General features: G+C 60.8%; 21 protein-coding genes (1 of these 21 running past the window's edge). 9 read left to right on the top strand and 12 right to left on the bottom strand.

Going from position 1 to position 19256, the window contains the following annotated elements:
• Window positions 1-1132, bottom strand: the 5' portion of a protein-coding gene (gene tyrS / locus CXQ82_RS28225) for a tyrosine--tRNA ligase (RefSeq protein WP_101273232.1). Its footprint begins 68 nt before the window's first position; 1132 of the gene's 1200 nt are visible here — the first part of the coding sequence; it begins with the start codon at window positions 1130-1132; the stop codon falls past the left edge of the window.
• A gap of 209 nt (window positions 1133-1341) precedes the next feature.
• On the opposite strand from tyrS, the gene CXQ82_RS28230 reads away from it, so the two are divergent.
• The gene (locus CXQ82_RS28230; protein WP_101273233.1) at window positions 1342-2754 is read left to right on the top strand and encodes a peptidoglycan DD-metalloendopeptidase family protein; all 1413 of its coding nucleotides are present in this window, start codon (window positions 1342-1344) and stop codon (window positions 2752-2754) included.
• Window positions 2755-2757: 3 nt separating this feature from the next.
• A complete protein-coding gene (locus CXQ82_RS28235) occupies window positions 2758-3849 on the top strand; it encodes an anhydro-N-acetylmuramic acid kinase (RefSeq protein WP_101273234.1) in 1092 nt (363 codons plus the stop codon).
• Between the two features lie 90 nt (window positions 3850-3939).
• Here CXQ82_RS28235 and erpA read toward each other — a convergent pair whose 3' ends face one another.
• Together erpA and argC are read right to left on the bottom strand one after the other, a co-directional pair.
• Window positions 3940-4290: an iron-sulfur cluster insertion protein ErpA gene (gene erpA / locus CXQ82_RS28240; RefSeq protein ID WP_003176443.1), complete on the bottom strand. Its 351-nt coding sequence runs from the start codon at window positions 4288-4290 to the stop codon at window positions 3940-3942.
• A 165-nt stretch (window positions 4291-4455) separates the two neighbouring features.
• Window positions 4456-5490, bottom strand: a complete 1035-nt coding sequence (gene argC / locus CXQ82_RS28245; protein WP_010206935.1) for an N-acetyl-gamma-glutamyl-phosphate reductase — start codon at window positions 5488-5490, stop codon at window positions 4456-4458.
• A gap of 135 nt (window positions 5491-5625) precedes the next feature.
• On the opposite strand from argC, the gene hemJ reads away from it, so the two are divergent.
• The 6 genes from hemJ to coq7 all read left to right on the top strand — a co-directional run bounded on the left by hemJ (window position 5626) and on the right by coq7 (window position 10089).
• The gene (hemJ, locus tag CXQ82_RS28250; protein ID WP_101273235.1) at window positions 5626-6054 is read left to right on the top strand and encodes a protoporphyrinogen oxidase HemJ; all 429 of its coding nucleotides are present in this window, start codon (window positions 5626-5628) and stop codon (window positions 6052-6054) included.
• 24 nt (window positions 6055-6078) lie between these two features.
• Window positions 6079-7041: a nitronate monooxygenase family protein gene (locus CXQ82_RS28255; protein ID WP_101273236.1), complete on the top strand. Its 963-nt coding sequence runs from the start codon at window positions 6079-6081 to the stop codon at window positions 7039-7041.
• Window positions 7042-7110: 69 nt separating this feature from the next.
• Window positions 7111-8073: a DUF805 domain-containing protein gene (locus CXQ82_RS28260; RefSeq protein ID WP_101273237.1), complete on the top strand. Its 963-nt coding sequence runs from the start codon at window positions 7111-7113 to the stop codon at window positions 8071-8073.
• 63 nt (window positions 8074-8136) lie between these two features.
• Complete coding sequence (locus CXQ82_RS28265) at window positions 8137-8925, top strand: SDR family oxidoreductase (RefSeq protein ID WP_101273238.1); 789 nt, start codon at window positions 8137-8139, stop codon at window positions 8923-8925.
• 46 nt (window positions 8926-8971) lie between these two features.
• A complete protein-coding gene (locus tag CXQ82_RS28270) occupies window positions 8972-9310 on the top strand; it encodes a histidine triad nucleotide-binding protein (protein WP_101273239.1) in 339 nt (112 codons plus the stop codon).
• 131 nt (window positions 9311-9441) lie between these two features.
• Window positions 9442-10089, top strand: coding sequence for a 2-polyprenyl-3-methyl-6-methoxy-1,4-benzoquinone monooxygenase (gene coq7 / locus CXQ82_RS28275; protein WP_017739622.1), 648 nt, complete (start codon window positions 9442-9444; stop codon window positions 10087-10089).
• Window positions 10090-10142: 53 nt separating this feature from the next.
• Here the strand turns inward: coq7 and CXQ82_RS28280 are convergent, their stop codons facing one another.
• On the bottom strand, window positions 10143-10565 hold the full coding sequence (locus CXQ82_RS28280; RefSeq protein ID WP_005792019.1) for an OsmC family protein: 423 nt from the start codon (window positions 10563-10565) through the stop codon (window positions 10143-10145).
• A 246-nt stretch (window positions 10566-10811) separates the two neighbouring features.
• Between CXQ82_RS28280 and crp the strand changes: the two genes are divergently transcribed.
• Window positions 10812-11456: a cAMP-activated global transcriptional regulator CRP gene (gene crp / locus CXQ82_RS28285; protein WP_101273240.1), complete on the top strand. Its 645-nt coding sequence runs from the start codon at window positions 10812-10814 to the stop codon at window positions 11454-11456.
• Here the strand turns inward: crp and CXQ82_RS28290 are convergent.
• From CXQ82_RS28290 to CXQ82_RS28325, 8 genes are all read right to left on the bottom strand, one after another.
• Window positions 11453-12148, bottom strand: a complete 696-nt coding sequence (locus CXQ82_RS28290) for a lipoate--protein ligase family protein (protein WP_101273241.1) — start codon at window positions 12146-12148, stop codon at window positions 11453-11455. The genes crp and CXQ82_RS28290 overlap by 4 nt on opposite strands.
• 162 nt (window positions 12149-12310) lie before the next feature.
• Window positions 12311-13147: an indole-3-glycerol phosphate synthase TrpC gene (gene trpC, locus CXQ82_RS28295; protein ID WP_101273242.1), complete on the bottom strand. Its 837-nt coding sequence runs from the start codon at window positions 13145-13147 to the stop codon at window positions 12311-12313.
• Complete coding sequence (gene trpD, locus CXQ82_RS28300; protein WP_101273243.1) at window positions 13144-14193, bottom strand: anthranilate phosphoribosyltransferase; 1050 nt, start codon at window positions 14191-14193, stop codon at window positions 13144-13146. The genes trpC and trpD overlap by 4 nt, the downstream gene beginning before the upstream one ends.
• Window positions 14194-14202: 9 nt before the next feature.
• Window positions 14203-14796, bottom strand: a complete 594-nt coding sequence (locus CXQ82_RS28305) for an aminodeoxychorismate/anthranilate synthase component II (RefSeq protein ID WP_101273244.1) — start codon at window positions 14794-14796, stop codon at window positions 14203-14205.
• Window positions 14797-14806: 10 nt separating this feature from the next.
• Window positions 14807-16288: an anthranilate synthase component I gene (gene trpE / locus CXQ82_RS28310; RefSeq protein ID WP_101273245.1), complete on the bottom strand. Its 1482-nt coding sequence runs from the start codon at window positions 16286-16288 to the stop codon at window positions 14807-14809.
• A 70-nt stretch (window positions 16289-16358) separates the two neighbouring features.
• Window positions 16359-17177, bottom strand: coding sequence for a phosphoglycolate phosphatase (locus tag CXQ82_RS28315; RefSeq protein WP_101273246.1), 819 nt, complete (start codon window positions 17175-17177; stop codon window positions 16359-16361).
• Window positions 17174-17848, bottom strand: coding sequence for a ribulose-phosphate 3-epimerase (gene rpe, locus CXQ82_RS28320; RefSeq protein WP_101273247.1), 675 nt, complete (start codon window positions 17846-17848; stop codon window positions 17174-17176). Before rpe ends, CXQ82_RS28315 begins: the two co-directional genes overlap by 4 nt.
• Window positions 17849-17932: 84 nt before the next feature.
• The gene (locus CXQ82_RS28325) at window positions 17933-19081 is read right to left on the bottom strand and encodes an iron-containing alcohol dehydrogenase (protein WP_101273248.1); all 1149 of its coding nucleotides are present in this window, start codon (window positions 19079-19081) and stop codon (window positions 17933-17935) included.
• Window positions 19082-19256: the final 175 nt, after the last annotated feature.

Consider the following 19256-nt stretch of genomic DNA (forward strand, 5'->3'; position numbering starts at 1 on the left):
GCTGGTATATAAAGGTGCGATCTACCACCTCACCATCTATACGCACACCGCCGGAACCCAGAAGGTCACGCGCAACCGCCGAGTTCTTCACCAGGCCCGCCTTATTAAGGACAGCAGCAATCGGCATCGCTTCAGCAGCGCTCAGCTCGATCTCTGGCAGGTCATCCGGCAGCTCGCCATCCTTCATACGATTGCCTGCGGCACGGTGAGCATTGGCCGCAGCCTCCTCACCATGAAAGCGCGCAACAATCTCTTCCGCCAGCTTGATTTTCACATCACGCGGGTTGGTACCTGCCTCGACATCCGCACGCAGCGCATTGATCTCGTCCATCGAGCGGAAGCTCAACAGCTCGAAGTAGCGCCACATCAACGCATCAGGAATCGAAACCAGCTTGCCGTACATCACACCCGGCGCTTCCTGGATACCTACATAGTTACCCAGGGACTTGGACATCTTCTTGACGCCATCCAACCCTTCCAGCAACGGCATGGTCAGAATGCACTGTGCTTCCTGCCCATAGGCGCGCTGCAACTCACGCCCCATCAGCAGGTTGAACTTCTGGTCGGTACCGCCCAGCTCGACATCCGCACGCAACGCCACCGAGTCGTAGCCCTGAACCAGCGGATACAGGAACTCATGAATCGCGATCGGCTGGTTGGTGGAGTAGCGCTTGTCAAAGTCATCACGCTCAAGCATGCGCGCCACGGTGTACTGGGACGTCAAGCGAATGAAATCCGCCGGCCCCATCTGGTCCATCCAAGTGGAGTTGAATGCCACTTCGGTTTTGGCCGGGTCGAGAATCTTGAACACCTGAGTCTTGTAGGTCTCGGCATTATCGAGAACTTGCTCACGCGTCAGCGGCGGGCGCGTCGCGCTCTTGCCGCTCGGGTCACCGATCATCCCGGTGAAGTCACCTATAAGGAAGATGACCTGATGCCCCAGCTCCTGGAACTGACGCAGCTTATTAATAAGCACGGTATGACCCAGGTGCAGATCCGGCGCCGTCGGATCAAAGCCGGCCTTGATACGCAGGGGCTGGCCACGCTTGAGCTTTTCGATCAGCTCCGCTTCGACCAACAGTTCTTCCGCACCACGTTTTATCAGCGCTAGCTGCTCTTCAACCGACTTCATAACAGACCCGCAAGGCTCAGATTCAAAAGGGAACCAACCATACAAGATCAGGGACTAATTACAAGTTTTGCCCTGCGCACGGACACCGTTCAGCAAGCCCAGCATTCGCGAGCTTGCGCCACAGATGATTTGGTTATATTTTATACAGTTATTTCATCTTCATCATGTCATTCATCTTTTCCATTTCATCTTCAAAGTCAAAATTACTTATGACCACTGAACCGTCTAAAGCGCCGCCGCTTTACCCGAAGACCCACTTGCTGGCCGCAAGTGGTATCGCCGCCCTTCTCAGCCTGGCACTCCTGGTATTCCCTTCCAGTGACGTAGAAGCCAAACGAACATCCCTGAGCCTTGACCTGGAAAGCCCGGTTGAACAACTCACACAAGATCAAGACGCTTCCGACGCCCAACAAGCCACAAATGCGCCAACCGAGTCACCCTTCGCGCAGATACAAACCACCCCTGAAGACACCCAGCAAGCCACCCAACAGCCGCCCGCAGCAGACGTCGCCAAGAACCCACAGCACCGCGAAGTGATTGTGGCCAAAGGCGACACGCTATCGACCCTCTTCGAGAAGGTCGGCCTGCCCGCTGCAACAGTTAACGAGGTGCTGGCCAGCGACAAACAGGCCAAGCAGTTCACCCAGCTTAAACATGGCCAGAAACTTGAGTTCGAACTCACCCCCGACGGCCAGCTGAACAACCTGCACAGCAATGTCAGTGACCTCGAAAGCATCACACTGACCAAAGGCGCCAAAGGCTTTGCCTTCAACCGCATCACCACCAAGCCGGTGATGCGTTCCGCCTATGTGCACGGCGTGATCAACAGCTCGTTGTCGCAATCCGCCGCGCGTGCCGGCCTGTCCCACAGCATGACCATGGACATGGCCAGCGTATTTGGCTACGACATCGACTTCGCCCAGGACATCCGCCAGGGCGACGAATTCGACGTGATCTACGAACAGAAGATGGCCAACGGCAAGGTGGTGGGCACCGGCAACATTCTGTCCGCGCGCTTCACCAACCGCGGCAAGACCTACACCGCCGTGCGCTACACCAACAAACAAGGCAACAGCAGCTACTACACTGCTGACGGCAATAGCATGCGCAAGGCCTTCATCCGTACTCCGGTTGACTTCGCTCGCATTAGCTCGCGTTTCTCCATGGGCCGCAAGCACCCAATTCTGAACAAAATCCGCGCCCACAAAGGCGTCGACTATGCCGCCCCTCGCGGTACGCCAATCAAGGCGGCCGGTGATGGCAAAGTATTGCTGGCCGGGCGCCGCGGCGGTTACGGCAACACCGTGATCATCCAGCACGGCAACACTTACCGTACGCTGTATGGCCACATGCAAGGCTTCGCCAAAGGCGTGCAGACTGGCGGCACCGTGAAGCAAGGCCAGGTGATCGGTTATATCGGCACCACAGGCCTGTCCACCGGGCCGCACTTGCACTACGAGTTCCAGGTCAATGGCGTACACGTTGACCCACTGGGCCAGAAGCTGCCGATGGCCGACCCGATTGCCAAGGCCGAGCGTGCGCGCTTCATGCAACAGAGCCAGCCGCTCATGGCACGCATGGACCAGGAGCGCTCCACCTTGCTAGCCTCGGCGAAGCGTTAAGGCATGCCGCTCTATATAGGTGTCATGTCCGGGACCAGCCTTGATGGCCTGGACATCGCCCTGATCGAACAAGCCCCGGCGGTCAAGCTGATCGCCACGCATTACATTCCCATGCCGAGCGCGCTGCGCATCGAGCTGCTTGGCCTTTGCGCAAGTGGCCCGGATGAGATCGCCCGCTCGGCAATCGCCCAGCAGAATTGGGTGAAGCTCGCCGCCCAGGGCATTCACGCCTTGCTCGACCAGCAAAACCTCAAGCCCCAGGCTATTCGTGCGATTGGCAGCCACGGCCAGACCATCCGCCACGAACCCGCGCGGGGCTTTACCGTACAGATCGGCAACCCGGCCTTGCTCACCGAGCTGACCGGCATCACCGTGGTCAGTGATTTCCGCAGTCGTGATGTCGCGGCCGGTGGCCAGGGCGCACCACTGGTGCCTGCGTTTCATGAGGCATTGTTTGGCGAGCGCAGCGGTAATCGCGCCGTATTGAATGTCGGAGGTTTCAGCAACCTCAGCCTGATCGAGACCGGCAAGCCCGTAGCCGGTTTCGACTGCGGCCCGGGCAATGTTCTGCTGGACGCCTGGATTCATCAACAACGCGGCGAACACTTTGATCGCGATGGGCAGTGGGCCGCCAGCGGCAAGGTAGAGCCTGCGCTACTCAACGCGCTGCTCGGCGACCCGTTCTTCCAGACCCAAGGCCCGAAAAGCACCGGCCGTGAAGTGTTCAACCTGCCATGGCTGCAACAACACCTGAGCCAACTACCGGCATTCGCCCCCCAGGATGTACAAGCTACCCTCCTGGAGCTGACGGCCATGACCATCGTTGAGTCCCTGCAAACCGCCCAAGCCAACACAGAAACCCTGTTGGTCTGCGGTGGCGGCGCCCATAACGGCACACTGATGAGCCGCCTGGCCGCCCTGCTCCCCAATACCCAGGTCAGCAGCACCGCCACTTACGGCGTGGACCCCGACTGGGTCGAAGCCATGGCCTTTGCCTGGCTGGCTCATTGCTGCCTGGAAGGCATCGCCGCCAACCGCCCGAGCGTCACCGGTGCGCGCGGGCTGCGGGTATTGGGCGCGATCTACCCCGCCTGAATACATTTCACACCAGGCAGACAGCAAAACGCCGCTTGGCCGATCAGGGCCAAGCGGCGTTTTGTTATCTGGTGTAGATCAGGTTACCGATCAGATCGAGAACGAAGACCCGCAACCACAGGTCGTGGTGGCGTTAGGGTTCTTGATCACGAAACGCGAACCCTCTAGACCTTCCTGGTAATCCACCTCGGCACCCGCCAGGTATTGGAAGCTCATCGGGTCCACGACCAGGCTCACGCCCTCGCGCTCCACGATGGTGTCGTCATCGGCCACATCTTCATCGAAGGTAAAACCGTACTGAAACCCTGAACAACCGCCGCCCGTAACGAATACGCGCAGCTTCAAGCGATCATTACCCTCTTCATCGACCAGGCTCTTCACCTTGTGCGCGGCACCGTGGGTGAATTGCAAAGCCGTGGGGGTGAAGGATTCAACGCTCATGCTGATAATCTCCCGGCGTAACGCCGCCATATGCGTAATGGGCGGCATTATCCGCTTCTCCTAGAAAAGCGGTCAACTATTGTTACGGTATATCAATCTGCGCGGCGGCCATTAAAAACACAAAAGGCCCGATCAACGGGCCTTTTGCTTAACTGCCAAACAGCCTTAAGGCAGCATGCCCGCGTGGGACAAGCCCAGCTTCTCGTCCAGGCCGAACAGGATGTTCATGTTCTGCACCGCCTGGCCCGACGCGCCCTTGACCAAGTTATCGATCACCGACAGTACCACCACCAGGTCACCATCCTGCGGACGGTGCACGGCAATCCGACACACGTTGGCGCCGCGCACGCTGCGGGTTTCCGGGTGGCTGCCGGCCGGCATTACGTCGACGAACGGTTCGTTGGCGTAGCGTTTTTCAAACAGCGCCTGCAGATCAACCGAGCGGTCGACCACGGTTGCGTACAACGTGGAGTGAATGCCACGGATCATCGGCGTCAGGTGCGGCACGAAGGTCAGGCCCACATCCTTACCGGCAGCACGACGCAGCCCCTGGCGAATTTCCGGCAAGTGGCGATGCCCTTTTACCGCATAGGCCTTCATGCTTTCCGACGTTTCGGAGTACAGCGAGCCTACGGCCGCGCCACGACCGGCGCCGCTAACGCCCGACTTGCAGTCCGCAATCAAGCGCGAAGCATCTGCCAGCCCAGCTTCCAGCAATGGCAGGAAACCTAGCTGCGTCGCAGTCGGATAGCAACCCGGCACGGCGATCAGGCGCGCTTGCTTGATCTGCTCACGATTGACTTCCGGCAGGCCATACACCGCCTCTTCCAACAGTTCCGGCGCGCCGTGGGGCTGGCCGTACCACTTGGCCCACTCATCGGCGTCCTGCAAGCGGAAGTCGGCGGAGAGGTCGATCACCTTGGTGCCGGCGGCCAGCAGTTCACCGGCCAGCGCATGGGCAACACCGTGAGGCGTGGCGAAGAACACCACATCACAGGCGCCCAGTGTCTTGATGTCCGGCACGCTGAACGCCAAGCCGTCGTAGTGGCCTCGCAGGTTCGGGTACATATCGGCCACGGCCAGGCCGGCCTCGGATCGGGAGGTAATCACCACCACCTCTGCTTGCGGATGCTGAGCCAACAGACGCAGCAATTCGACACCGGTGTAACCCGTGCCGCCGACGATACCGACCTTGACCATATACCTGCCCTCAACGAACCCACTGGAAAGCCGTCGATAATAGGGGCCGTATCGTCCTGCGACAACCGTCAACGTGACGTATGGACGTATGAGCTACTACTATCTCGGCTACCGTGAACCTGGGAATAACTAGAAATGCTCTATCTATGGATCAAAGCCTTCCACATTGTCAGCATCGTCTGCTGGTTTGCCGCGCTGTTTTACCTACCGCGCCTGTTCGTTTACCACGCCCAAAGCGAGGACACCGTCAGCAAGGAACGCTTCAGCGTCATGGAGCGCAAGCTGTACCGCGGCATCATGGGCCCGGCGATGATCGCCAGCCTGTTATTCGGCGGCTGGCTGATCTACCTCAACCCCGCGATCTTTCAGTCTGGCGGCTGGATCCACGCCAAGCTGACCCTGGTGGTGCTGCTGATCGGCTACCACCACATGTGCGGCGCACAGGTAAAACGTTTCGCCCGTGGCGAAAACACCCGCAGCCATGTCTTTTATCGCTGGTTCAATGAAGTGCCCGTTCTGATATTGCTGGCTATCGTAATTTTGGTCGTGGTCAAACCGTTCTAATTTCAATTACTCGGGGTACCTCCAATGTCGCTGCCCGCTTTGCTCGAACAACGTCTGCGCCTGCCTGTCGTCGCTGCGCCGATGTTTCTGATTTCCAACCCGCAACTGGTCCTGGCCTGCTGTCGCAATGGAGTGGTCGGCAGCTTCCCGGCCCTCAACCAGCGTGAAAGCAGTGGTTTCAAGGCTTGGCTGGAAGAGATCGAAGCGGGCCTTGCGCAACTGGACAACCCCGCACCGTATGCCGTCAACCTGATCGTGCACAACAGCAACCCCCGGCTGGAGGCCGACCTGGCGATCTGCGTGGAGCACAAAGTGCCGATCGTCATCACCAGCCTGGGTGCGGTCAAGGAACTGGTGGATGCCGTACACAGCTATGGTGGCCTGGTGTTCCACGACGTGACGACGCGGCGCCACGCCGAGAAGGCCGCTGAAGCCGGCGTGGATGGCCTGATCGCGGTGGCCGCAGGCGCCGGTGGCCATGCTGGCACCTGGAGCCCGTTCTCGCTGGTCGCCGAGATTCGTCAGTTCTTCGACAAAACCCTGCTGCTGGCCGGTTGCCTCAACCATGGGCATGAGATACTCGCCGCCCAACTGCTGGGCGCAGACCTGGCCTATTTCGGCACGCGCTTTATCGGCACCACCGAAAGCCACGCCCCGGATGCGTATAAAGAGATGCTGCTCACATCGCGCGCCGCCGACATCGTGCACACTCCCGCTGTCTCCGGCGTGCCTGCGAGTTTTATGCGCCAGAGCCTGGAAAACGCCGGTTTCGACCTCGCCGCCTTGCAAGGCAAAGGCGAAGTCAACTTCGGTTCCAAGCTCAAGCCGTTGAGCGACGAAGCCAAAGCCTGGAAGACCGTATGGTCCGCCGGCCAGGGCGTCGGTGAAATTGATGATTTGCCCAGCGTCGATGAACTCGTTGCCCGCCTGGATGCCGAATACCGCAAGGCCCGCGAGCAGGCGACACAACTGCGCTGGCCACGCTGAACCCACCGCAAGGCCTGCCGTTTGAGCAGGCCTGCACAACCTTCCTGAATAAGTGACAAGGATGCCTGCATGAGCGACAACCGTTTCAAGATTGTATTTGATGGGGCCTTGCTCCCGGGCGTCGAGAGCACCACAGCCAAACTGAACCTGGCTGAGCTGTTCAAGAGTGATGTCGCGGCTATCGAGAAGCTGTTTACCGGTCGCCCGGTCGCGCTGAAACGCGACCTGTCGCGCCCCGATGCCGAAACCTACCTCACCGCCCTGAAAAACGCCGGCATCGATGCGCGTATCGAAACCGAGCAACCGGTGGCCTTCAATCTCGCCGAAACCCACGAGACCGACTCCGCCGCTGCTGATTTCTCGCGCCCGGCTGCCTCACCCTATGCGCCACCGCGCGCAGCCGTGGGCGACGACTTGCCGGAATACGCCACCCTCAAGGTATTCACCATCCACGGGCGCATTGGCCGTCTGCGCTACTTGGCCTGGACGCTGGTATTGACCCTCGCCATGCTGGTCATCGGCGGCATCATCAGCACCGTGAGCTTTGCCGTGGCGACCGCCTCGCCGACCGCCGGCACCCTTCTCGGCGTGTTGCTGGGGCTTGGGCTGTTTGTGGCGCTGGTCTGGGTGAGCGTGCAAATCGGCGTGCAACGCCTGCACGACCTGGGCTGGTCCGGCTGGTTGTACTTCCTCAACCTGGTCCCGCTGGTGAACAGCGTGTTCCCGATCCTGCTGCTGGTACTGCCGGGCAATGCAGGCGCCAACCAGTACGGCGCGCCACCTCCGCGCAACTCCACCGCGGTCAAAGTGTTGGCCACCCTGTGGCTGGCGTTTATTCCGGTGATGCTGGCCATCGTGGTCACCCTGGGCATGAACGGCTACCTGGATCAACTCGAAGCCAATATGGACAGCAGCTACGAAAACAGCTCCATCACCTCCGATGAAGCCTACGATCAAGGCGCCACCGTCGAGGAAGACGAAGCGCAAAGTGCTGACGAAGCGGCCGAACCTGTAGACTCTCCGGAACAGTGAAGAAACGCCCGCCGCCTGTGATGCCTCCATCACAGGCCCGGGGGCGTTGCGATGGAGAAAGGCATGACCCGTTACGCTCTGATCACCGGTGCCTCCAGCGGCATCGGCCTGGCTTTGGCCGAAGCACTGGCCCGCCGCGGCCGCAGCTTGATTCTGGTGGCCCGCCAGCGTGATCAGTTGGAAAGCATTGCAATCGAATTGACCCAACGCTTTGGTGTCGAGGTGCTGTTTCGGGCCTGCGACTTGGGCGAGCCACTGCGTTTGTCCGGTTTCCTGCTGGAGCTTGAAGAAGGCGAACGGCAGATCGACCTGCTGGTCAACTGCGCCGGCATCGGCACCAGCGGGCCGTTCCTGGCCCAGGACTGGATGACCGAACAAGACCTGATCGAAGTCAACATCCTGGCCCTGACCCGCATGTGCCACGCCCTCGGCAATGCCATGGCGCTGCAGGGTGGCGGGCAGATTCTCAACGTCGCCTCCGTCGCGGCATTCCAGCCCGGCCCGTGGATGAGCAGTTACTACGCGAGCAAAGCCTATGTGCTGCACTTTTCCGAAGGCCTGCGCGAAGAACTCAAGACCTGTGGCATCAAGGTCTCGGTGCTCTGCCCCGGCCCTACGCGCACCGCATTCTTCGGCACCGCGCAAATGGACACCGCCAAGCTCGAACGCAGTGACAAACTGATGAGCCCGGAAGAAGTGGCGCTTTACACCGTGCGCGCCCTGGAAAGGAACAAAGCCATCATTATTCCCGGCCGGCGCAACCGCTGGATGACCTTCAGCTCGCGCTTCAGCCCGCGCTGGCTGACCCGCAAGATCGCCGGGGCCATCAACAAGGCCTATTGCCCGCGCTGACCGGCTGAGTACACTCACCCTGCACTTTCATAACGGAGAAACAGCTGTGGATACTCTGTTCACCAAGATCATCAACAGAGAAATACCCGCGGAGATCATCTACGAAGATGATCAAGTCCTGGCCTTCAAGGACATCGCTCCGGCGGCGCCCGTGCATTTCCTGGTCATCCCGAAAAAACACATCCGTACCCTCAATGACCTGACCGAGGAAGACAAAGCCCTGGCCGGCCATATCCTGTTCACCGCCCAGCGCCTGGCGCTGGAGCAAGGCTGCGAGGAAGGCTTCCGGGTGGTGATGAACTGCAACCCGAAAGGCGGGCAGACTGTTTATCACATCCATATGCATGTGCTGGGTCAGCGCCAGATGAACTGGCCGCCGGGCTGAGTCTCATGGGGGAGTTTGCGACCGCTTCGCGCTCGAGCGCGAGCAAGCTCCCTGGCCACAATTGACTCAGCGCAAACGCTTCGCCCTCTCTTGCGGTAAACTGGCCGCCGAGATTCTTCCCGGAGGTCAGCATGACTACCCAACGTCACTACTCGCCGATTGACCGTCTGTTGCTGCAAGCCGACATGGCCATGCGCACGCTGCTACCGTTCAGCGGCCAGCCGTATCGCCCATCCCCCGCCATCGTGCAGCCCGACGCACAGATGAGCGAGACCGATACCCGCCATGTCGCCGGCCTGATGCGCATCAACCACACCGGCGAAGTCTGTGCCCAGGCGCTGTACCAGGGCCAGGCCCTGACCGCCAAGTTGCCACAGGTGCGCGCAGCCATGGAGCATGCGGCCGAGGAAGAAATCGACCACCTGGCCTGGTGCGAGCAACGCATCCGCCAACTGGGCAGCCACCCCAGCGTGCTCAACCCGCTGTTCTATGGTTTGTCATTTGGCATCGGTGCGGCTGCTGGCCTGATCAGCGACAAGGTCAGCCTGGGTTTTGTCGCCGCCACCGAACATCAGGTGTGCAAGCACCTGGATGAGCATCTGGAGCAATTGCCGGCCGAAGACGAAAAGTCCCGGGCGATTCTTGAGCAGATGCGCATTGACGAAGAACACCACGCAGAAAGCGCCCTGGATGCCGGCGGTTTCCGCTTTCCGGCGCCGGTACGGTTTGGCATGAGCCTGCTGGCCAAGGTCATGACCAAAAGCACGTATCGAATCTGAGCCACAAAAAAGGGCGCTTTCAAAGCGCCCTTTTTTTGCCGGCCGATCCTGGATCAACCCAGCTCGATGATTTCGTAATCATGGGTGATGGCCACACCCGCCGCGCCCAGCATGATCGATGCCGAGCAGTACTTCTCGGCCGACAGCTCGATGGCACGCTTCACCTGGGCTTCTTTCAGCGCCCGGCCCTTCACCACGAAATGCATGTGGATCTTGGTGAACACCTTCGGGTCTTCCGTGGCGCGCTCGGCTTCCAGGAAGGCTTCGCAGCTTTCCACGGCCTGGCGGGATTTTTTCAGGATGCTGACCACGTCGAAATTGCTGCAACCGCCTACACCGAGCAGGAGCATTTCCATCGGGCGTACGCCCAGGTTGCGGCCACCGGCTTCCGGCGGGCCGTCCATGACCACTACATGGCCACTGCCCGACTCACCGAGGAACATGGCTTCGCCCGCCCATTGGATGCGTGCCTTCATCGCCCAGACTCCACTGCTAAAAAAGGGTCGCCAGCTTAGCACAGGGCCCGTCCACCACAGCGTTTCCCATCAAAGCGACCAATAACGCGGCGCGCCCAGTAAATTGGCTAATCGAGACAGAATGTGTCTGTTAAGCTGGCGCCAAATCGATGGCGTATTGCCACCCTTTATACAACGTGTATCAATGCCGATACCGATGAATACAAAAACTCAAACCACTTCGCGCTGTCTTTTCGGGATACAACCATGGTTGCTCTTACTCCCATACCCAAGATCAAGAATCTCGACAAGCTGTTGATGCACTGCCAGCGCCGCCGCTATCCGGCCAAGCACAACATCATCTGCGCGGGCGAGCGCTCCGAAACACTGTTCTTCATCATCAAAGGCTCGGTCACCATTCTGATCGAGGATGAAGACGGCCGCGAGATGATCATCGCCTACCTCAACACCGGCGATTTCTTTGGGGAGCTGGGGCTGTTCGAACAAGCCGGCAAGGAGCAGGAACGCAGCGCCTGGGTACGCGCCAAGGTCGAATGCGATGTGGCCGAGATCAGCTATACCAAATTCCGCGAACTGGCCCAGCACGACCCCGATATCCTCTACGCCCTCAGCGGCCAGATCGCCCAGCGCCTGCGCGACACCACGCGCAAGGTCGGCGACCTGGCGTTCTTTGACGTCACCGGTCGCGTAGCCCGCTGCCTGCTGGAGCTGTGCAAGCAGCCCGACGCCATGACCCACCCCGACGGCATGCAGATCAAGGTCACGCGCCAGGAAATCGGGCGCATTGTCGGCTGTTCACGGGAAATGGTCGGCCGCGTGCTCAAGGACCTGGAAGAGCGCAACCTGGTGCACGTCAAAGGCAAGACGATGGTGGTGTTCGGTACCCGTTAAACCGGCAGGAAGCTGGCCAGCATCTGACGGTACAGGGTATCCAGCCGGCTGATCGCATCCGGCGCGGGGAAAGCTTCATGCAGGGCGATATGGCTGTCGGCGCGCACCCGCTGATCGAGGCCGCAGGCTGCATTGAAGCGGTTGACCGCCGCAATCAATGCCTCACGGTCGTTATCCAGCAACAACGCGCCGTGCACCAACCCTACCGGACGACCGCCGCTCTGACGCCAGCGCTGAGCGGTGCCGACCATCTTGCGGCCGTTGAGGTTGACATTGTAGCGACCGTCGCAGAACGCTCCGTCGATTTCACCGACGGAAGCATCGCCGCCCAACTCGAGCAACAGATCGCAGATCGGCTGGCACAGGCGCTGGTAACCGGTTTCGATACGGCCCTGATCGCCCTCACTGCGCGGTGGCGCGTAGACCAGGGCGATATTCACCGTGGCGGCTGATTGCGGTACCGGCTCACCACCGGTTTCGCGCAGCAATACTGGCCAACCGGCATCGGCTGAGATTTGGCTGGCGGTTTCAAACGCCGGCAGGCGGCTCAGACGGCGCGGCATGACCAAGGCTTGATCGCTGGGCTGCCAGAACAGCAGGCCGAATTCCCTCTCACCGGCGCAAACGGCGGCCAGCAAGTCTTGCTCGGCGGCAAGCCCTGCTTCGACAGTCATCATCACGGGCCGGATCATAGGAACACCTACCTATCAGGATAAACACAAAAACCAAATGTGGGAGGGGGCTTGCCCCCGATAGCGGTGGGTCAGTTAACACATTTGAACCTGACACACTGCCATCGGGGGCAAGCCCCCTCCCACATTTAAACCGTATTCCAAATGTTGACCGCGCTTGAGTCAGTCCAGGGTCGACCCACTCACCGCCACACCCCGCTCCGGGAAAAACAGGCGCTGCAACTCCGCCCCTGGGTTCTCGGCGCGCATGAACGTCTCGCCCACCAGGAACGAGTACACCCCGCTGATTTCCATCAGTTCCACATCGGCACGGTTGACGATGCCACTCTCGGTGATCACCAGGCGATCGCGCGGAATACGCGGCAGCAGGTCGAGGGTGTTTTCCAGGCTGACTTCGAAGGTGTGCAGGTTACGGTTATTAACCCCCACCAACGGTGTGTCGAGGGTTTTCAGCGCACGTTCCAGCTCATCGCCGTCGTGCACTTCCACCAACACATCCAGGCCGACACTTTTAGCCACGGCTGCCAGCTCGGCCATCTTCACGTCATCCAGTGCGGAAACGATCAGCAGCACGCAGTCGGCACCCAGGGCACGGGCCTCAACGATCTGGTACGGGTCCACCATGAAATCCTTGCGGATCACCGGCAGCTTGCACGCGGCGCGGGCCTGCTGCAGGAACAGGTCGGAACCCTGGAAGTAATCGATATCGGTCAGCACCGACAGGCACGTCGCCCCGCCCTTCTCATAGCTGACGGCGATCTCGGCCGGTACAAAATGTTCGCGGATCACGCCTTTGCTCGGCGAGGCTTTCTTGACCTCGGCGATCACCGCCGGCTGCTTGAGCTTGGCCTGGGCGATCAAGGCTCTGGCAAAACCACGCGGTGCATCCGCGAGCTTCGCCTGGCTTTCCAGCTCGGCGAGGCTGACACGGGCACGGCGCTCAGCGACTTCTTCGGCTTTGCGGGCCAGAATCTTTTCCAGAACGGTCGGCACACTCATCCTTCATTCTCCATCTTGAATACTGCGGTGAATGCTCCCAGCTCTTCGAGTTTTTCACGAGCCAGGCCGGTGTGCAGCGCATCGTGGGCCAAGGCGACACCTTCCTTGAGACTATAGGCATGGTCGGCCGCGTAAAGTGCCGCGCCAGCATTCAAAACAATCATTTCGGCAGCTTTTTGACCGTTTTCGGTCTTGCGACGCCCCAGGGCATCGCGAATCAGCTCCAGCGAGGCCGCCGGGCTTTCCACCGCCAGGCCGTGCAGACTCTGGCTCTTCATGCCGAGATCTTCAGGCTCGACCCAATATTCGCTGATCTGGTCGTTCTTCAGCTCCGCCACAAAGGTCGGCGCGGCCAGGCTGAATTCGTCCAGGCCATCTTTGGAATGCACCACCAGCACATGCTTGCTGCCCAGGCGTTGCAGCACTTCGGCCAACGGCTTGCACAACGCCTGGCTGAACACGCCGACCACCTGGTGTTTCACACCGGCCGGATTCGTAAGCGGGCCGAGCATGTTGAACAGGGTACGCAAGCCGAGGTCTTTGCGCGGGCCGGCGGCGTGCTTCATCGCACCGTGGTGGGATTGGGCAAACATAAAGCCGATGCCGACGTTGTCGATGCAGCGCGCCACTTGTACCGGGGTGAGGTTCAGGTAGATGCCGGCCGCTTCCAGCAGGTCGGCACTGCCGCTCTTGCCGGACACGGCACGGTTACCGTGCTTGGCCACCGTGCAACCTGCCGCCGCCACCACAAAGGATGACGCGGTCGACACGTTGAAAATATTTGCCCCGTCGCCGCCGGTGCCGACCACATCGACCACGCCGTCGAGGGTCTTGAGTTCGACCTTGTCCGCCAGCTCACGCATCACCGAGACGGCGCCGACGATCTCGTCGATGCTTTCGCTCTTCATGCGCATGGCCATCATGAACGCGCCGATCTGCGCGTCCGTGCATTGGCCGGTCATGATTTCGCGCATCACATCGCTCATTTCAGCGGTGCTCAGGTCCAGGTGGCCGACGATACGGCTCAGGGCAGTCTTGATATCCATGGAAAGTCCTTAGCGCGTGCCGCCGCTCTGCTTGAGAAAGTTGGCGAACAGCTCGTAGCCCTGCTCGGTCAGGATCGACTCAGGGTGGAATTGCACCCCTTCGATATTCAGTGTCTTGTGGCGCAGGCCCATGATCTCATCGACCGAGCCGTCTTCCAGCTGGGTCCAGGCGGTCAGTTCCAGGCATTCCGGCAGGGTTTCGCGCTTGACCACCAGCGAATGGTAGCGGGTCACGGTCACCGGGTTGTTCAGCGCCTGAAATACGCCCAGGTCTTTATGGAACACCGGGCTGGTCTTGCCGTGCATCACCTCGCGCGCGCGCACCACATCACCGCCAAAGGCCTGGCCGATGGATTGGTGGCCCAGGCACACGCCGAGGATCGGCAGTTTGCCGGCGAAATACTTGATCGCTTCGAGGGAAATACCCGCCTCGGTCGGCGTGCACGGGCCCGGCGACACCACGATGCGTTCCGGGTTGAGCGCGGCGATTTCGGCCACGCTCAGTTCGTCGTTGCGCACCACCTTGACCTCGGCACCCAGCTCGCCCAGGTACTGCACTACGTTGTAGGTAAAGGAGTCGTAGTTATCAATCATCAGCAACATGGGGGAAACCTCAGGAATTGGGGGTCTGTTCAGCCAGCGCAACGGCGCGGAACATCGCGCGGCGCTTGTTCAGGGTTTCTTCCCATTCGAGGGCCGGCACCGAGTCGGCAACAATCCCGCCGCCGGCCTGCACATGCAGCTCCCCGTCCTTGATCACCGCCGTGCGGATCGCAATGGCGGTGTCCATGTTGCCGTTCCAGGCGAAATAGCCCACGGCGCCGCCGTAGACGCCGCGCTTGACCGGCTCCAGCTCGTCGATAATTTCCATCGCGCGAATTTTCGGCGCGCCCGACAAGGTGCCCGCCGGCAGAATCGCGCGCAGGGCGTCCATCGCGGTCAAGCCGGCTTTCAGCTCGCCGGTGACGTTGGACACGATGTGCATCACGTTGGAATAACGCTCGATCACCATCTTCTCGGTGAGTTTCACCGAACCGATTTCCGAGACGCGCCCGGTGTCGTTGCGGCCCAGGTCGATGAGCATCAGGTGCTCGGCGATTTCTTTGTCGTCGGACAGCAGGTCTTCTTCCAGCGCCAGGTCGGCCTCTTCGGTCGCGCCCCGTGGGCGAGTACCGGCAATCGGGCGCACGGTGATCAGGTTGTCTTCGACCCGCACCAATACTTCCGGCGAGCTGCCCACCACGTGGAAGTCGCCAAAGTTGAAGAAGTACATGTACGGCGTCGGGTTGAAGCAACGCAGCGCGCGATACAAATCGATCGGCGCGGCCTTGAAGTCAATGGACATGCGTTGCGACGGCACCACTTGCATGCAGTCACCGGCAAGGATGTATTCCTTGATGGTATCCACCGCGCGCTCGTAGTCATCCTGGGTAAAGCTGGAGCGGAACACCGGGTCGGCCGCCGGCGGACGGCTGAGGTCCAGGCCGCGACGCGGGGTGATCGGCTGGCGCAGTTTTTCCAGCAGGGCTTCGAGGCCGGCCTGGCCTTGCTCGAAAGCGTCGGCCTGGGACGGGTCGGCAAGCACGATCGCGTGCATCTTGCCGGCGAGGTTGTCGAACACCACCACCGCATCGGACACCATCAGCAGAATATCCGGCACGCCCAGCGGGTCCGGGTTAGGGCATTTGCCCAGGCGTTTTTCCACGTAGCGCACGCAATCGTAGCCAAAGTACCCGACCAGGCCGCCATTGAAGCGCGGCAGCCCAGGGATGGTCGGCACGTTGTAGCGCGCCTTGAAGGTTTCGACGAAGGCCAGCGGGTCTTCGACATCATGGCTTTCGATCTCGACGCCATCATGGGTGATGCTCACATGGTGATCGTGAACACGCATGACGGTACGGCACGGCAGGCCGATGATCGAATAGCGGCCCCACTTCTCCCCGCCCTGCACCGATTCCAACAGGTAAGAGTTGGGCTCATCGGCCAGTTTCAGGTAGATCGACAGCGGGGTGTCGAAGTCGGCCAGGGTTTCGCAGGCCAGGGGAATACGGTTATAGCCGGCAGCGGCCAAACGCAGGAATTCTTCGCGGATCATGATGTGCCTCGTGGCATGAGGGTCTAACAGTCAGGTATGCAAACGTACCGCAGAGTGCGGCCAGGATCAGTCAGGCGCGCCAACGCCAGCGGGCCAGGGCCTTGATGACTTTCATCCAGAGTTTGCGAGTGACCACCACGATGGAATTTCCAGAAGGGGACGGATCGATATCGGGCAACGTTATCTCAGCGCCAGCTCCCAAGCAACCCGGGATTAACAGTCGCAGGTCATCAATCACCAGCGCCGGGGACTCTTCGGCAATCGGCCGGCCATGGTTGTAGCCGTAACTCAAGGCTACACACTGCACGCCAGCAGCCTTTGCCGCCTGCACATCGCTGCGCGAGTCACCGACAAACAACGACTGTGACGCCGGGATATTGGCCATTTTCATCACGAAAAACAGCGCCGCCGGGTCGGGTTTCTTCTGTGGCAGGGTATCGCCACCGATGATCCAGCGGAAATAACGGCCGATTTTCATCTGGTCCAACAGCGGCGCGACGAAGCGCTCCGGCTTGTTGGTGATCAGGGCCATTTCCACGCCCTGCTTACTCAGCCATTTGAGCGTGTCGCGCACGCCGGGGTACACCACGGTCAGTTCGTGGCCATTTTCATAGGCCACGTTGAACAGTTCCAGCGCATGCTCGGCCTCCACCTCATCGACACCCTCGGCGTCGATGTGGTTGGCCAGGGCGCGGCGCACCAGCATGTGCACGCCGTTACCGACCCACTCGCGGACCGACTCGACCCCCGCCGGCTTGCGCCCCAGCTTGAGCAGCATTTCGTCCACCGCCGCCGCCAGGTCAGGCACCGAATCGATCAACGTACCGTCCAGATCGAACATCACCAGCCGTGGCAGTTTGCCGGGGAACAGCTGCTCGAAGCCGCTCATGGGCGCGCCAACGCCAGCTCTGCACGCATCGTGTCGATGACTTGCTGATAGTCCGGGGCGTTGAAGATCGCCGAGCCGGCCACAAAGGTGTCGGCGCCGGCAGCGGCGATTTCACGGATATTGTTGACGTTGACCCCACCGTCGATTTCCAGGCGGATATCACGGCCCGAGGCATCGATGAGTGCACGGGCTTCGCGCAGCTTGTCGAGGGTGCCGGGGATGAACTTCTGCCCGCCGAAGCCTGGGTTGACGCTCATCAGCAGCACCATGTCGACCTTGTCCATCACGTACTTGAGTACGTCCAGCGGGGTCGCCGGGTTGAACACCAGGCCCGCCTTGCAGCCGCCTTCGCGGATCAGTTGCAGGGTGCGGTCCACGTGCAGCGAGGCTTCCGGGTGGAAGGTGATGTAGGTCGCGCCGGCTTCAATGAAGTCGCCGATGATGCGATCCACCGGGCTGACCATCAGGTGCGCGTCGATCGGCGCGGTGATGCCGTACTTGCGCAGCGCCGCGCAGACCATCGGGCCGATGGTCAGGTTGGGCACATAGTGGTTGTCCATGACATCGAAGTGCACGAAGTCGGCACCGGCGGCCAACACCTTGTCCACTTCCTCACCCAGGCGGGCGAAATCGGCGGAGAGAATCGATGGAGCAATAACGAAGGGCTGCATGACGCACCTTTTTTGAGCTAAATCACGATGGCGCGCATTGTATACCTCATGCTTTGCTGCGCGCACCGTGACCTAACTCAACGGTTAGAACGCGGCCCGGTAGATTTTCTCGATATCCGCCGCGCTGAGCTTGCGCGGGTTGTTGCGCATCAGCCGCTCGATACCCGCAGCTTCCGTGGCCATGGCCGGGATTGCGTCCTCGGGAACCCCGAAGCTACGCAGGCCCGCCGGGATCTCTACGGCGGCACACAGTCGCGTCATCGCCTCGACGGCCTGGTCGGCGGCATCGTTGGCACTCAGCCCGGTCACATTCACGCCCATGGCCTGGGCAATGTCCTGCATGCGCTCTACGCAGGCCAGCTTGTTCCAATGCATCACATACGGCAGCAGCAAGGCATTACTGACGCCGTGGGCGATATTGAAGCGCCCGCCCAGCGGGTAGGCCAAGGCATGCACCGCGCCCACCCCGGCATTGCCGAAGGCCATGCCGGCCATCAGGCTGGCGGTGGCCATATCGTCGCGTGCCTGCAGGTTGGCCGGGTTGGCGTAGGCCTTGGGCAACGCTTTGGCAATCAGCTTGATCGCGCCAATCGCCAAGGCATCGGTGATCGGCGAGGCATGCAGCGACAGGTACGACTCGATGGCATGCACCAGCGCATCCACACCACTGGCGGCGGTGACGCTGCGCGGGCAGGTGAGGGTCATTTGCGGGCTGATCAGCGCTACATCCGGCAGCAAGTAATCGCTGACGATGCCTTTTTTCAGCTGCGCGGCCTTGTCAGAGAGGATCGCCACATTGGTCACTTCCGAGCCGGTGCCGGCCGTGGTGGGGATGGCGATCAGCGGCGGGCCCTTGCGCGGCACCTGGTCGACGCCGAACAAATCCGCCAGGGCGCCGTGATAACCGGCGTAGGCCGCGACGCTTTTGGCGATATCGATGGCGCTGCCGCCGCCTACGCCGATCAGGCCGTCATGCCCGCCCTCGCGGTACACGCGCATGCAGTCCTCGACGATGGCGATTTCCGGGTCAGGCAATACGCGGTCGAAAATCTCGTAGGTACGTTCGCCCAGGTGTTCGAGGGCCAACGCCACGGTGCCGGACTTGACCAGCGCGGCATCGGTGACGATCAACGGGTTATCCACATCCAGGCGCGTGAGCTCGGCGGCCAGTTGCTCGATGGCACCGGCGCCGGTCAGCAGTTTGTGGGCGATCTTGAATGAGGAGGTACTCATGTGCGCGGCCTCTTATTAGTGGTGGGCTGGCACAAGAGTAGCTGACTGAAGCTGGTTGTCTTGCATTCACCCACTGAATGGACACAGAACCAATGTGGGAGCGGGCTTGCTCGCGAATGCGGACTGTCAGTCAATCAATGAATAGCTGACCCACCGCATTCGCGAGCAAGCCCGC

Origin of the sequence: Pseudomonas sp. S09G 359 (assembly GCF_002843605.1) — a bacterium.
GTDB lineage: Bacteria > Pseudomonadota > Gammaproteobacteria > Pseudomonadales > Pseudomonadaceae > Aquipseudomonas.

What these genes read in the sequence shown, in the direction of transcription:
- hemJ (WP_101273235.1), top strand. Translation starts at nt 5,626, where the DNA reads ATGCTCTATCTATGGATCAAAGCCTTCCACATTGTCAGCATCGTCTGC.
- crp (WP_101273240.1), top strand. Translation starts at nt 10,812, where the DNA reads ATGGTTGCTCTTACTCCCATACCCAAGATCAAGAATCTCGACAAGCTG.
- CXQ82_RS28290 (WP_101273241.1), bottom strand. Translation starts at nt 12,148, where the DNA reads ATGATCCGGCCCGTGATGATGACTGTCGAAGCAGGGCTTGCCGCCGAG.
- CXQ82_RS28325 (WP_101273248.1), bottom strand. Translation starts at nt 19,081, where the DNA reads ATGAGTACCTCCTCATTCAAGATCGCCCACAAACTGCTGACCGGCGCC.
- CXQ82_RS28235 (WP_101273234.1), top strand. Translation starts at nt 2,758, where the DNA reads ATGCCGCTCTATATAGGTGTCATGTCCGGGACCAGCCTTGATGGCCTG.
- trpE (WP_101273245.1), bottom strand. Translation starts at nt 16,288, where the DNA reads ATGATCCGCGAAGAATTCCTGCGTTTGGCCGCTGCCGGCTATAACCGT.
- coq7 (WP_017739622.1), top strand. Translation starts at nt 9,442, where the DNA reads ATGACTACCCAACGTCACTACTCGCCGATTGACCGTCTGTTGCTGCAA.
- CXQ82_RS28260 (WP_101273237.1), top strand. Translation starts at nt 7,111, where the DNA reads ATGAGCGACAACCGTTTCAAGATTGTATTTGATGGGGCCTTGCTCCCG.
- CXQ82_RS28255 (WP_101273236.1), top strand. Translation starts at nt 6,079, where the DNA reads ATGTCGCTGCCCGCTTTGCTCGAACAACGTCTGCGCCTGCCTGTCGTC.
- trpD (WP_101273243.1), bottom strand. Translation starts at nt 14,193, where the DNA reads ATGGATATCAAGACTGCCCTGAGCCGTATCGTCGGCCACCTGGACCTG.
- rpe (WP_101273247.1), bottom strand. Translation starts at nt 17,848, where the DNA reads ATGCAGCCCTTCGTTATTGCTCCATCGATTCTCTCCGCCGATTTCGCC.
- CXQ82_RS28315 (WP_101273246.1), bottom strand. Translation starts at nt 17,177, where the DNA reads ATGAGCGGCTTCGAGCAGCTGTTCCCCGGCAAACTGCCACGGCTGGTG.
- CXQ82_RS28280 (WP_005792019.1), bottom strand. Translation starts at nt 10,565, where the DNA reads ATGAAGGCACGCATCCAATGGGCGGGCGAAGCCATGTTCCTCGGTGAG.
- trpC (WP_101273242.1), bottom strand. Translation starts at nt 13,147, where the DNA reads ATGAGTGTGCCGACCGTTCTGGAAAAGATTCTGGCCCGCAAAGCCGAA.
- CXQ82_RS28265 (WP_101273238.1), top strand. Translation starts at nt 8,137, where the DNA reads ATGACCCGTTACGCTCTGATCACCGGTGCCTCCAGCGGCATCGGCCTG.
- argC (WP_010206935.1), bottom strand. Translation starts at nt 5,490, where the DNA reads ATGGTCAAGGTCGGTATCGTCGGCGGCACGGGTTACACCGGTGTCGAA.
- CXQ82_RS28305 (WP_101273244.1), bottom strand. Translation starts at nt 14,796, where the DNA reads ATGTTGCTGATGATTGATAACTACGACTCCTTTACCTACAACGTAGTG.
- CXQ82_RS28230 (WP_101273233.1), top strand. Translation starts at nt 1,342, where the DNA reads ATGACCACTGAACCGTCTAAAGCGCCGCCGCTTTACCCGAAGACCCAC.
- erpA (WP_003176443.1), bottom strand. Translation starts at nt 4,290, where the DNA reads ATGAGCGTTGAATCCTTCACCCCCACGGCTTTGCAATTCACCCACGGT.